At 45.6% G+C, this 12,428-nt stretch carries 13 protein-coding genes; all 13 read left to right on the top strand.

Annotated features, from left to right (window positions below):
• Positions 1–2: 2 nt before the first annotated feature.
• Entirely contained in the window at positions 3–491 is a 489-nt protein-coding gene (gene greA, locus CCVT_RS07910; protein ID WP_018136036.1) for a transcription elongation factor GreA, read from the top strand.
• Position 492: 1 nt separating this feature from the next.
• Positions 493–1,503: an N-acetyl-gamma-glutamyl-phosphate reductase gene (argC, locus tag CCVT_RS07905; protein WP_018136037.1), complete on the top strand. Its 1,011-nt coding sequence runs from the start codon at positions 493–495 to the stop codon at positions 1,501–1,503.
• Positions 1,504–1,511: 8 nt separating this feature from the next.
• Positions 1,512–2,273, top strand: coding sequence for a UDP-2,3-diacylglucosamine diphosphatase (locus CCVT_RS07900; protein ID WP_018136038.1), 762 nt, complete (start codon positions 1,512–1,514; stop codon positions 2,271–2,273).
• A complete protein-coding gene (locus tag CCVT_RS07895; protein WP_018136039.1) occupies positions 2,273–3,226 on the top strand; it encodes a chemotaxis protein in 954 nt (317 codons plus the stop codon). The genes CCVT_RS07900 and CCVT_RS07895 overlap by 1 nt, the downstream gene beginning before the upstream one ends.
• 9 nt (positions 3,227–3,235) lie before the next feature.
• Complete coding sequence (locus CCVT_RS07890) at positions 3,236–5,593, top strand: hybrid sensor histidine kinase/response regulator (RefSeq protein ID WP_018136040.1); 2,358 nt, start codon at positions 3,236–3,238, stop codon at positions 5,591–5,593.
• A gap of 9 nt (positions 5,594–5,602) precedes the next feature.
• Positions 5,603–6,100 (top strand): chemotaxis protein CheW, encoded by a 498-nt coding sequence (locus tag CCVT_RS07885; protein ID WP_009650897.1) that lies wholly within the window; start codon positions 5,603–5,605, stop codon positions 6,098–6,100.
• 9 nt (positions 6,101–6,109) lie between these two features.
• Positions 6,110–6,736, top strand: coding sequence for a phosphoserine phosphatase SerB (serB, locus tag CCVT_RS07880; RefSeq protein WP_018136041.1), 627 nt, complete (start codon positions 6,110–6,112; stop codon positions 6,734–6,736).
• 4 nt (positions 6,737–6,740) lie between these two features.
• Entirely contained in the window at positions 6,741–7,739 is a 999-nt protein-coding gene (locus tag CCVT_RS07875; protein ID WP_018136042.1) for a transaldolase, read from the top strand.
• Complete coding sequence (locus CCVT_RS07870; protein ID WP_018136043.1) at positions 7,736–8,944, top strand: type IV pilus twitching motility protein PilT; 1,209 nt, start codon at positions 7,736–7,738, stop codon at positions 8,942–8,944. The genes CCVT_RS07875 and CCVT_RS07870 overlap by 4 nt, the downstream gene beginning before the upstream one ends.
• A 65-nt stretch (positions 8,945–9,009) precedes the next feature.
• Positions 9,010–9,546, top strand: a complete 537-nt coding sequence (locus CCVT_RS07865; RefSeq protein WP_009650836.1) for a 50S ribosomal protein L25/general stress protein Ctc — start codon at positions 9,010–9,012, stop codon at positions 9,544–9,546.
• Positions 9,547–9,557: 11 nt separating this feature from the next.
• Positions 9,558–10,103 carry an aminoacyl-tRNA hydrolase gene (gene pth / locus CCVT_RS07860; protein ID WP_018136044.1) on the top strand — a complete coding sequence of 182 codons (546 nt, stop codon included), beginning with the start codon at positions 9,558–9,560 and terminating at the stop codon, positions 10,101–10,103.
• Positions 10,100–11,170: an LptF/LptG family permease gene (locus CCVT_RS07855; protein WP_018136045.1), complete on the top strand. Its 1,071-nt coding sequence runs from the start codon at positions 10,100–10,102 to the stop codon at positions 11,168–11,170. The genes pth and CCVT_RS07855 overlap by 4 nt, the downstream gene beginning before the upstream one ends.
• A 56-nt stretch (positions 11,171–11,226) precedes the next feature.
• On the top strand, positions 11,227–12,426 hold the full coding sequence (gene lysA / locus CCVT_RS07850) for a diaminopimelate decarboxylase (RefSeq protein ID WP_018136046.1): 1,200 nt from the start codon (positions 11,227–11,229) through the stop codon (positions 12,424–12,426).
• The last annotated feature ends 2 nt before the right edge of the window (positions 12,427–12,428 follow it).

Genomic DNA, 12,428 nt, shown 5'->3' with positions numbered 1-12,428 from the left:
AAATGAACGAACCGATGACGATTTACGGATATGAAAAGATAGAAGCCGAGCTAAAGGACCTGCGCCAAGTGCAGCGCCCGCAGATCGTGATAGAGATAGATATCGCCAGAAGCCACGGCGATCTGAAAGAAAACGCCGAGTATCACGCGGCAAAAGAAAAACAAGCCTTCATAGATACGCGTATCGCCGAGCTTAGCACTCTGCTAGCAAATGCCGAAGTCATCGACCCGAGTAGCTACGAGCATGATCGCGTGCGCTTTGGCTCGAGCGTGACGATAATGGACGTAGAGACCGAGATAGAGCATACTTACACGATCGTGGGCATCTCTGAAAGCAACCTTGATCGCGGACTGATCTCGATAAAATCGCCCCTTGCCAGACAGCTTTTAGGCAAAGCCGAGGGCGATGAGGTCGCGCTAAATTTACCAAACGGCAGGAGCGATGTAGAGGTCGTGGAAGTTTGCTACAAGCCTATAAATTTCGGAGACTAAGATGCGAGCTATCAACGTCGGTATAATCGGAGTCAGCGGCTATACGGGCTTTGAGCTTATCAGGCTACTTTTAGCCCATCCAAATTTCAAGATGAGCTATCTAGCTGCCAGCAGCGAAGCTAAAATAGATGAAATTTTCCCGTCGTTAAGGGGCGTTTTGGACCTTGACGTGCATAGAGCCGACGCAAAAGAGGCCGCCAAGCGCTGCGAGGTGGTGTTTTTAGCTCTGCCTCATCAAGAGGCGATGAGATACGCCAAGCAGCTTTTGAGCCTTGGCGTGAAGGTGGTCGATTTGTCGGCGGATTATCGTCTTAGCCGCGAGCTTTACGAGAAAAACTACTGCGAGCATTTGGACGTGCAGAATTTAGCCCGCGCCGTTTACGGGCTGGTGGAGCTAAACCGCGAGCGTATAAAGGGCGCAAACCTGGTCGCAAACCCGGGCTGCTACCCGACCGCTTCGATACTGGCGGTGTTGCCGTTTTTAAAATTCATAGATCTTGATTTTGGCGTCGTGATAGACGCAAAAAGCGGCGTGAGCGGAGCCGGCAAAAAGCTAAGCGCGAGCAGCCATTTTGTGAGCGTCAATGAAAACGCGAACGCTTATAATCCGATAAACCACAGGCACACCGACGAGATAAAATTTCATCTCTCAAACGCCGCTGGAAGCGATATCAGCACGCTTTTCGTGCCACATCTCTTGCCTATCACCAGAGGCATGCTAGTAAGCGCGTATGCAAGGCTAGTTGAAGATATAAAGCCGCTTGAGGTGCTCGGAGAATTTTACAAAAACGAGCGATTTATCCGCGTAAGAGATGAAGTCGTGCAGATAAAAAACGTGGCGGGAACGCATTTTTGCGATATCACGGCCTTTACTCACGAGGGCAAAATTTTCATAAATTCAGCCATCGATAATCTGCTAAGAGGCGCCAGCTCGCAAGCGATCGCAAATGCAAATTTGATGTGCGGGCTTGATGAAAATTTGGCGCTTCCTATGATCAGCCAGTTTTGTTAGGAGCGTATTTGGACGCGAAAAGGCAAAATTCGCAAGGCGAGCGTTGCATAAAAGAGGGTGCGGTATTCATCGCGGACGCTCATGAAAATTTAGCCGCAGGGCGGGACGGCTTTTTAGAGTTTTTGCACGCCCTCGATGAGGGGCGCATCATCGCTTCGCAGCTTTTTTTGATGGGCGATATGTTTGACTTTCTTTGCGGCTACGCGGACAATACGGTCAAAATTTACGCCGAGCATATCGCGCTTATAAATAAGATCGCGCAAAAGATACGGGTATTTTACATCGAGGGCAATCACGACTTTGGCCTCGCGCCTATCTTTAAAAACGTGGAAATTTTCCCTATCCAAAAGCAGCCGGCAAATTTCAAGACACAAGATGAAAATAGCGTCGCTATCGCGCATGGAGATATCTTTTTGCCGCCCATAACCAAATATGCACTGCTTTTTTTGAGGTTGAAATGGTTTTTGAAGATCATGAATTTCATGGATAGGATATTGAATTTTAAGATTTCAAATGCGATTTTAACCAAGCTTAAATCCAAAAAGCTTGACTATGAAATTTCAAATTTTTCGGCCTTTATAGCACCAAAGATGCGCCATTACGAGGCTCGTATCGTGATAGAAGGACACTATCACCAAGGCAAAATTTTTAGCATTAACAATAAATTTTATATAAATTTACCTGTTTTTGCATGCGACCGAAGTTTTTTTGTAGTAGAATACGCCAATGAAAAAATTCAATTTGCTCGAAAGAGTTTGAAAGGACATTGATGTTTGGAGACAGCGTATTAAAAACGGGCTCAAACGAGATGGAACTTGTCGATTTTCGTATCTTTAAAAAGACTGATAACAAAGTATATGAGGGAATATACGGCGTCAATGTCGCAAAGGTGCGCGAGATCATTAAGATGCCAAATCTCACTGAGCTTCCGGGCGTTCCGGAGTATATCGAGGGGATCTTCGATCTGCGCGGAGTCGTGATACCGGTTATAAACCTGGCTAGATGGATGAATATAACCGAGCCTACCGAGGGCGTCGTGATAAAACCTCGCGTGATAATCGCGGAATTCAGCGGAATTTTGATCGGCTTTATCGTGCACGAGGCAAAAAGGATCCGCAGGATCAACTGGGGTGATATCGAGCCTGCAAATTTCGCAGCTGGAGCCGGTGCACTCGATAAAGGCAAGATAACAGGCGTAACGCGTATAGAAAACGACGAAGTACTGTTGATACTCGATCTTGAAAGCATCGTCGAGGAGCTTGGAATTTACTCTCCACAGATCGATGTCGAGATAGACGAGGACAAAAAGATAAAAGGCATAGCGCTCGTGCTAGATGACAGCTCAACAGCCAGAAAACTCGTAAAAGACGCGCTTGAAAAGATGGGACTAACAGTAGTCGAAGCTAAAAACGGAGTCGAGGGCTTGGAGCGCTTGGACGAGCTTTATCAAAGATTTGGCGAAAATATCTCGCAAGAGCTTCGCGTCATACTAAGCGATATCGAGATGCCGCAAATGGACGGATATCGCTTTGCCGCAAACGTTAAAGACGATGAGAGGTTCAAAGATATCCCGATTGTCTTTAACTCGTCGCTAAGTAACGAATTTAGCGAGATGAAGAGCAAAGAGGCCGGCGGTGCGGCATATCTTACTAAATTTGATGCAAGCGTATTTTATCAAGAGGTGCTCAAAGTCATAGAAGCACACTCCAAATCTGCGAAATAGAGGTGAAACATGGATGATATGAAAGAAATAATGGAAGACTTCTTGATAGAAGCTTTCGAACTTATTGAGCAGATAGATCACGATCTCGTCGAGCTTGAGGCCAACCCTGAAGACCTTGAGCTTTTAAATAGAATTTTCCGCGTGGCTCACACGGTAAAAGGTAGCTCATCGTTTTTAAATTTCGACGTTTTGACCGAGCTTACGCACCATATGGAGGACGTGCTCAACAAAGCTAGAAAAGAAGAGCTCAAGATGACGCCTGATGTCATGGACGTGGTACTCGAGTCTGTGGATATGATGAAGGGATTATTGCATAGTATCCGCGATCATGGCAACGACACTGATGCCGGCATAGATATCAAAAATATATGCGCCCGTTTGACGCAAATTTCAGAGGGCGAAGCGCCGTCTGCTGCCGAGCCTAGCGCTCCTGCCGCGCCGTCCGAGCCAGCGCCGACACCAGAAGAGCCAGCCCAAGCGACGACTGAAGAGCATCACGATATCGACGATGCCGATCTTTCAAAGCTTAGCGACGATGAGGTCGAGGCTGAGATAGAGCGTCTTTTAAAAGTTAGAAAGGCCGAGGATCAAGCACGCCGCGCATCTAAAGCAGGAGGCACAAAACCTGCGGCAGCTGCAGAAAGCGCAGCGCCAAAACCGACTCCTGCGCCTGCGCCTAAGGCCGCACCTGCGTCAAAAGAAAAAGACGCCGATAAAAAGGTGCCTGCAGTTAGCGGCGGTGCGATAGCTCAAGAGCAAACCATCCGCGTCGAGGTCAAACGCCTAGACCACTTGATGAATCTCATCGGCGAGCTGGTCCTTGGTAAAAACAGGCTGCTTAAAATTTATGATGATGTCGAGGAGCGCTACGAGGGCGAGAAATTCTTAGAGGAGCTAAACCAAGTGGTCTCCAGCCTAAGCCTCGTGACTACCGACATCCAGCTTGCGGTCATGAAGACCAGGATGCTTCCGATCGCCAAAGTGTTTAATAAATTCCCGCGTATGATAAGGGATCTTAGCCGCGAGCTTGGCAAACAGATCGACCTTGAAATTTCAGGTGAGGAGACCGAGCTTGACAAGTCTATCGTCGAAGAGATCGGCGATCCGCTGGTGCATATCATCAGAAATTCATGCGATCACGGCATCGAAGATCCTGAGACCAGAAAGGCTGCCGGAAAGAGTGAGAAAGGTACCGTTCAGCTAAAAGCCTATAACGAGGGCAACCATATCGTTGTCGAGATCGTCGATGACGGTAAGGGGCTTGACGCTGATATGCTCAAGGCAAAATCTATCGAAAAAGGCATCATCACGGAGCGTGAGGCCGATGCGATGAGCGAGAAAGAGGCGTTTGGTCTCATCTTCAAGCCGGGCTTTTCTACGGCTGCCAAGGTCACGAACGTTTCCGGACGTGGCGTAGGCATGGATGTCGTCAAGACCAATATCGAAAAACTAAACGGTATCATCGATATCGAGAGCGAGGTCGGTAAAGGCACCGTGATGAAGCTTAAAATTCCTCTCACGCTCGCGATCATCCAATCATTGCTCGTGGGAACTCAGGAAGAATTTTACGCTATCCCGCTTGCGAGTGTTCTTGAAACGGTTCGTGTGCCGATCGATGATATCTATACGATCGACGGTAAAAACGTCCTTCGCTTGCGAGACGAGGTGCTTTCGCTCGTGCGCCTTTCGGATGTATTTGGCGTTAGCAAGGTCTTTGACGGTGGAGATCAAACCTATGTCGTCATCATCGGTGTCGCCGAGGCTAAACTTGGTATCATCGTAGATACGCTCGTAGGACAAGAAGAGATCGTCATCAAGTCAATGGGCGATTATCTACAAAACATACCTGGCATAGCAGGAGCTACGATCAGAGGCGACGGACGAGTCACTCTCATCATCGACGTTGGCGCTATGATGGAAATGGCTAAGGATATCAAAGTAAATATCAGAGCCGAGATGGACGAGGCGTCAAAGGTCAAAGAAAAACCGAGCGATTACAAAGTGCTCATCGTAGATGACTCAAAAATGGATAGAAGTATCATGCAAAAGGCTCTAGAGCCGACTGGAGTGACCGTAGTCGAGGCGACAAACGGCGTCGAAGCGCTTAACATCATAAAATCCGGCGAGCATGCTTTCGATGCGGTGCTCATAGATATCGAGATGCCAAGGATGGACGGCTACACGCTAGCAGGTGAAATTCGCAAGTATTCAAAATACCGCACGTTGCCGCTAATAGCCGTTACTTCAAGGACGTCAAAGACGGACAGACTTCGCGGCGTAGAGGTAGGCATGACCGAGTATATAACCAAACCTTATTCGGCCGAGTATCTTGAAAATGTCGTTAGAAAAAATATAAAATTAGGTTAGAGGTGAGCTATGAATGATAAATTAAGCCAAGTTCTAAGTAAGCAAAAGGAGCAAATAAGCGGCCCCGAGACGAAAAACAGCGATGATATAGTTCAGCTCGTAGGCTTTGTCGTAGGCGAAGAGGAGTATGCTATACCGATCTTAAATATCCAAGAGATAATAAAACCCATAGAATTTACACGCGTTCCTAGCGTGCCCGATTATGTCCTTGGCGTATTCAACTTGCGTGGAAACGTCATCCCTCTTATAGATCTGCGTAAGCGCTTTTCTCTAAATGTCACGAAGCAAAGTGCCAGCACGCGATATATCGTGATGAAAGACGAGGACAACATTGCGGGCTTCGTGATAGACCGCCTAACGGAGGCCATCAGGATAAACAGAAACAGGATTGATCCGCCACCAGAAACTTTAGTAAAAGATAAAGGCATGATATACGGCATCGGTAAGCGCGATCAAAATATCCTTACTATCTTGAAAGTAGAAAGCCTTTTAAAGCGTGATTTTTAGGGCTAAATTTTGATAAAGCTTTGCGTCTTTGACTTTGACTCGACGATAATGGACGGCGAGACGATAGATAGTCTCGCCGGCGCTTACGGTGTGGGTGATGAGGTATCAAAGATAACCAAAAGAGCGATGGCGGGCGAGCTTGATTTTTTCGAGAGCTTGAGTAAACGAGTCTCTTTTTTAAAAGGCATGCCCCTTGCCATGGCACGTGAAATTTGTGAAAATTTACCGCCGATGAACGGAGCGGCGCAGCTTATAGCCGAGCTAAAAAGCAAAAATATCAGAGTCGTTATTTTTAGCGGCGGTTTTCATTTGGCTACAGATGCGATGCAAAAAAAGCTAGGCTTTGACGAGAGCTTTGCAAATATCTTGCACCATAAAGATGGCGTCCTAAGCGGCCTTGTCGGGGGCGAGATGATGTTTGGCAGCTCAAAGGGCGATATGCTAAAACGCGTGCAAAATTTACTAAATTTTAGCCCGAGTGAGACGATGTGTATCGGAGACGGTGCGAACGATATCTCTATGTTTGAGCGCTCAGACCTGAAAATAGCCTTTTGCGCGAAAGAAATTTTAAAAAGAGCCGCGACTCACTGCGTCGATGTAAAAGATTTACGAGAAATTTTAAAATTTGTAAGGTAAAGATATGTATGACAAAGATGTGAAATTTTCACTTTGGTGTGATTTTATCGAACGAGAATTTATTGACGGCGAGTTTTTGAGGCTACTTGCAAACGGTGTCATAAACGGCGCGACCAGCAATCCGGCTATATTTAAAGCGGCCTTTTCGACCTCTAAAGCGTATAAAGACGTCATCCTTGCAAGTGGCAAACGACATCCGAAGGATATGTATGAAATTTTAGCTACGCAAGATATAAAAATGGCAGCTTGCAGGCTACTTAAAAATTTCGCCGACGATGACGACGGCTTTGTCAGTATCGAGGTCGATCCAAATTTAAGCGGCGATACGGCAGGCACGATAGAAGAGGGCGTGAGGCTTTATAGTCTGATAAACATGCCAAATGTGATGATAAAAATCCCTGCCACGAAAGAGGGCTTTGAGGCGATGAGTACGCTGATGGCTAGAGGCATAAGCATGAATGCGACGCTTGTTTTCTCGCCAGAGCAGGCTAAATCTTGCCTTGACGCCTTTGAAGCGGGTACTAAAATTTATGAAAAACGCTTTATGAACACGACCTTACCAAAAGGCGTGATAAGCGTGTTCGTTAGCCGCTTTGATAGGCTCCTTGATGAAAAAATGGCTCAAAACAGCCTTCCCACAGCACAAATAGGCATAATGAACGCGGCAAATATCTATCATATCATCGAGGATAGAGCCCTAAATAACGTAAGGACGCTTTTTGCAAGCACCGGAGTAAAGGGCGGTGCGCTAAGAGCCGATCACTACGTAAGAGAGCTGATGTATAAAAACTGCATAAATACCGCTCCGATCGATACTATAAGAGAATTTATAAAAGAAAAAGCCGCTCCTAAAGAAGCCCCTGGCAAAGAAAATATCGCAAGCTTTTTTGAAGTGGTAAAAAATACCGGTATCGATATGAACGGGGTCTATAAAGAGCTTTTAAACGACGGACTAAAGCAGTTTGTCGTAGCATTTGACGATATCATGAAAACACTGCAATGAACGCGCAATCTGCTGAGATCAATATAAACGAGCTTGACTTCAAGCTTCGTGATAAGCTAAATGTATATTTGCAGCGCCTCATAGACAATGGAGGTAGCGATCTGCATGTTAAGTCCGGTAGCTTCATACGCGGGCGATTTAACGGTGAGATCGTCACGATGAGCGATGAAATTTTGAGTAAAGACGATGGCCTGACGCTTGCAAAGGAGCTGCTTAGGACAAATTTTAAAGACCTGGTGGCAAACAGGAACGTCGATTTTACCTACAAGCTAAATGAAGACTACCGTTTTCGTGCGAATATGTTTTTTCAGATGGACGGAGTCTCGGCGGTTTTTAGGGTCATCCCGGCTAGAATCCCACAGATTAAAGAGCTACACCTTCCAAGGGTGATAGAAAAAATTTGCGATAACGCAAACAGAGGCATCATCTTAGTCACAGGGCCTACCGGAAGCGGCAAGACAACGACGCTTGCCAGCATGATAAACCGCATAAACAAGACCAAAAAGCGTCACATAATCACGATAGAAGATCCGATAGAATACGTCTATAACGACGAGCAAAGCATAATCAATCAGCGCTCCATCGGGCAAGACGCGCTAAATTTCTCAGACGCCCTGCGCGCCTCGTTAAGGGAGGATCCTGATATCATATTAGTAGGCGAGATGCGTGATCTTGAGACGATAGAGACTGCGATGCATGCGGCTGAGACCGGACACCTCGTGCTCTCTACGTTACATACGCTAGATGCTAAAGAGAGCGTGAATAGGATAGTTAGCATGTTTGGTAAGAGCGATCAGCACCGTGTAAAGGTGATGCTGGCTTCTGTTTTGGACGCTATCATCTCCCAGCGTTTGGTGCGAACCATAAACAATACTAGACGCCCTGCAGTCGAGGTGCTCATAAATAACGCCCGCATAAAAGAGATCATCACCGAAGGCAAGAGCGATGATATCTATACAGCGATCGCAGAGAGCAAGAACACTTACGGCATGCAAACTTTCGATCAGCATTTATTAGAGCTTTACGAAAGCGACACTATCAGTGCTGCGGAGGCTTTGGAAAAGGCTACGAAACGAAGCGACCTTGAGATCAAGATCAAAAATGTGAATTTAGCCAAAGAAGAGAGCGCTCAGGCTCAAAACAGCAAAAATCCGTTTGCCAAAAGCATACAAAGAGACGTGATCGCGCTAAAAGAGATAGATTGAAGCTTTATCTGAAATTTATAAAGTTTTAGCTACAATCAGCCTCTATTTTTTACGAAAGGACAACGATGTTAGAAGGTATCGTTAGAGAGAGTATCGGTAAGAAGTCTGCAAAGGCTTTGAGAAGAGATGGTTATCTAATCGCGAACATTTACGGTAAGGGATTAGAGAATGTTGCGGCGGCTTTTAAAGTCAACGACTTTATAAAAGAGGCTCGCAAGAAAGAGACCCTTGCGTTTGACGTAAAGGTTGGCGGCAAAGTTTATAACGTCGTCATCGTTGATTATCAAAGAGACGTCGTCACAAATGACCTTAAACACGTCGATCTAAAAGTAGCGCTTCCTGGCGTTTTATCAAAATATATGATCCCTGTAAATCCTATCGGTACGCCTGTCGGCCTTAAAAATAAGGGTGTTTTGATCCAGTCAAAAAGAAGGCTTTGCGTAAAATGCACTGCTGAAAATTTACCAAATTCATTCGACATAGATGTCAGCAAGCTTGATGTCGACGATACTATTTTGGTTCGCGATATAACAGCACCTGCCGGCGTCAGCATAGTAGATGCCGATCGTGTCGCCGTTCTTGGGGTCATAAAAGCTAAGTAAAAAGGGCTTAGATGACGCTTATAGTGGGATTGGGAAATCCCACCTCAAAATACGAAAACACACGCCATAATATAGGCTTCATGCTTATAGATGCGCTTAAAAATTCAAATTTCACCGATGTTAGCTCCTCTAAATTTCAAGGCGAGCTTTTTAAATATTCAAATTTACTCCTGCTAAAGCCGACTACTTTTATGAATTTAAGCGGCAATAGCGTCAAAGCCGTCAATGATTTTTATAAACCGCAGCGTATCATCGTTATACATGACGATATCGATCTGCCTTTTGGCGCGATGAAATTTAAAAAAGGCGGTAGTAGCGGCGGCCACAACGGCATAAGATCCATCGATGCTTTGATAGGAAACGACTACGAGCGCGTTCGTATCGGCATCGGACGAAGTGGCAACGCGGCAAATTTCGTGCTTGGCGAATTTAGCCCCGAGGAAAAAGAGCATTTAGCTGAAATTTTAGAATATGGTGCACAAGCCGTAAATGAGCTCATAAAAAGCGACATCGAAAGCGTAGCTCAAAAATTTACTATCAAAAAGGGCGTTTTGTGAAGCTAAACCTCTACGCAAGATACGTCGGCTGGGTATATCTAAAGTCGTTTTTGATAGTATTTTTCGCGCTCGAGCTCTTTTACGTAGGTATCGATCTGCTGACAAATTTAAAAGACCTGCCAAATTCCGCCAACCTTCAGCTACTTTACGTAGGCCTCACATCGCTTTCTGCGGTATCTTACGTCATGCCTATCTCGCTCGTGTTCGCCCTCATCATCTCGCACATAAACATGGTGCGATCAAACGAGCTCGTGAGCTTTTATGCGCTAGGGGTCAGCAAAAACAGGCTCATCTTGCCACCATTTTTCATCGCCCTTGCCGTCACGTTTTTGTATGTCGGGCTAAACTGCACGCCGTTTGCATACGCTTATGATTATCAAAAAAGTATCGCCAAGAATATGAGCTTTTCAAAGAGTACGACGGACTCTTTTTTGAAATTTGAGGGCAAATTCATATACATAAAAGAGCTCAGCGCCTCGCAAAAAAATGCAAAAGACGTCAGGATATTTGACATAAACGGCATCGATCTTTTATCGACCACTTTTGCGGACGGGGCTAAATTTAAAAATAACCACTGGCAGCTACAAGATGTGAATCAAACCTTACTCCCAAACGATCTACGCCTCGGACAAAAAGGGCTTAGCGTGCAAAATTTTGACGAGCTCGACGCGCTTAGCGGCTTTAAGCCAAAAAGCATCGAAAGTGCGAACGCCGCTGACGGCGCAAGATTTAGCATACCAGATACGCTTGATTTTATCTTTACGTTTAAAAACGAGGGCGTCGAGCTTGATAGCGTAAAATCAGCCTTTTACAGCCTTGCTATCGCGCCGTTTTTCGCGCCGTTTTTGATACTCGTACTTTACTATCATCTGCCTGTGACCGGACGATTTTTCAACCTCGCGTTCGCTAGCTTCATCTTTGTCGTCATCACGCTCGTGATCTGGGGGGTCTTGTTCGTTTTGACCAGATTTGCGCAAAGCTCGGTCATCTTACCTGAATTTGGCATCGTTTTGCCTGTGATTTTGCTTTTTGCATACGGCATATATCTCTTAAAAACCCATCGTTAAGCCAAATTTTGGCATTTTTTTTGTAAAATCAAGCCATTTTAACAAAGGCTGTTTTTATGGATTTTAATGAACTAGCTCGCGAATACGGCACTCCGCTTTACGTTTATGATTTTGACTACATAACAAACCGCTACAATATGCTAAAAAACGCATTTTCAGCTAGAAAATCCCTAATCTGCTATGCCGTTAAGGCAAATTCGAATTTAAGCGTTTTAAAGCTTTTGGCATCTCTTGGGGCGGGATTTGATTGTGTCAGTATCGGCGAGGTCAGGCGAGCGCTCTTAGCCGGGGCTAAAAAATATCAGATTATCCTAAGCGGCGTAGGTAAACGCGATGATGAGCTAGAAGAAGCGCTAAAAAGCGATATCTTGATGATAAATTTAGAGAGCGAGGCCGAGATGTATCGCCTCGAAGATATCGCAAAAAAGCTAAATTTAAAGGCTCGTATAAGTATCCGCGTAAATCCTGACGTAGACGCCAAAACTCATCCTTATATCTCGACAGGGCTAAATGAAAATAAATTTGGCGTCGATATAAACACTGCAAAAAAAATGTATATCCATGCAAAAAATTCCGCCGCTCTCGAGCCCGTGGGAGTGCATTTTCATATCGGCTCGCAGCTAACGAATATTGAGCCTATCATCGAGGCTGCAGGCATCGTGAGCGAGCTGATGCGCGAGCTAAAAGCACTTGAGATAGATATAAAATTCTTTGATGTGGGTGGCGGCATAGGCATTATCTATCAAAACGAGACCGACATCAGTCTATACGACTACGCACAAGGGATCTTAGCTAAGCTTGGCGGTCAGGACGTTACGATAGTCTGCGAGCCAGGACGCTTCATCGTGGGAAACGCCGGATATTTTCTAACCAGCGTTTTATACGAGAAATTCAACAAACAAAAGCGCTTCATCATCGTAGACGGAGCGATGAACGATCTCATACGTCCAAGCCTATATGGCGCCTATCACGGTATAAGCGTCGTGGGTAAAAACACTAGTGCGGGGGCTTGCGACGTGGTCGGACCTATCTGTGAGAGCGGCGATTTTTTCGCTAAAAATTTAAATTTGCCCGCTTGCGAGAGCGGCGATATCATCGTTATAAAAAGTGCCGGAGCTTATGGGTTTAGTATGAGTTCAAACTACAACTCTCGTGCGCGTGCAGCCGAAGTCGCGGTGCAGGACAAAGCTCACAGGCTGATTAGAAAGCGCGAAAATTTCGAGGATATAATCGCGCTTGAAAAAGAATTCATATAAGG

Source organism: Campylobacter curvus (assembly GCF_013372125.1).
GTDB classification, from domain to species: Bacteria; Campylobacterota; Campylobacteria; order Campylobacterales; family Campylobacteraceae; genus Campylobacter_A; species Campylobacter_A curvus.
The sequence above is the reverse complement of the archived record's forward strand: the minus strand, read 5'-3'. Positions and strand labels throughout refer to the sequence as shown.

Bases quoted from the DNA above. Each gene is read 5' to 3' on its own strand.
- CCVT_RS07885 (WP_009650897.1), top strand. From the start codon at position 5,603: ATGAATGATAAATTAAGCCAAGTTCTAAGTAAGCAAAAGGAGCAAATA.
- argC (WP_018136037.1), top strand. From the start codon at position 493: ATGCGAGCTATCAACGTCGGTATAATCGGAGTCAGCGGCTATACGGGC.
- pth (WP_018136044.1), top strand. From the start codon at position 9,558: ATGACGCTTATAGTGGGATTGGGAAATCCCACCTCAAAATACGAAAAC.
- CCVT_RS07890 (WP_018136040.1), top strand. From the start codon at position 3,236: ATGGATGATATGAAAGAAATAATGGAAGACTTCTTGATAGAAGCTTTC.
- CCVT_RS07875 (WP_018136042.1), top strand. From the start codon at position 6,741: ATGTATGACAAAGATGTGAAATTTTCACTTTGGTGTGATTTTATCGAA.
- lysA (WP_018136046.1), top strand. From the start codon at position 11,227: ATGGATTTTAATGAACTAGCTCGCGAATACGGCACTCCGCTTTACGTT.
- CCVT_RS07870 (WP_018136043.1), top strand. From the start codon at position 7,736: ATGAACGCGCAATCTGCTGAGATCAATATAAACGAGCTTGACTTCAAG.
- CCVT_RS07865 (WP_009650836.1), top strand. From the start codon at position 9,010: ATGTTAGAAGGTATCGTTAGAGAGAGTATCGGTAAGAAGTCTGCAAAG.
- greA (WP_018136036.1), top strand. From the start codon at position 3: ATGAACGAACCGATGACGATTTACGGATATGAAAAGATAGAAGCCGAG.
- CCVT_RS07895 (WP_018136039.1), top strand. From the start codon at position 2,273: ATGTTTGGAGACAGCGTATTAAAAACGGGCTCAAACGAGATGGAACTT.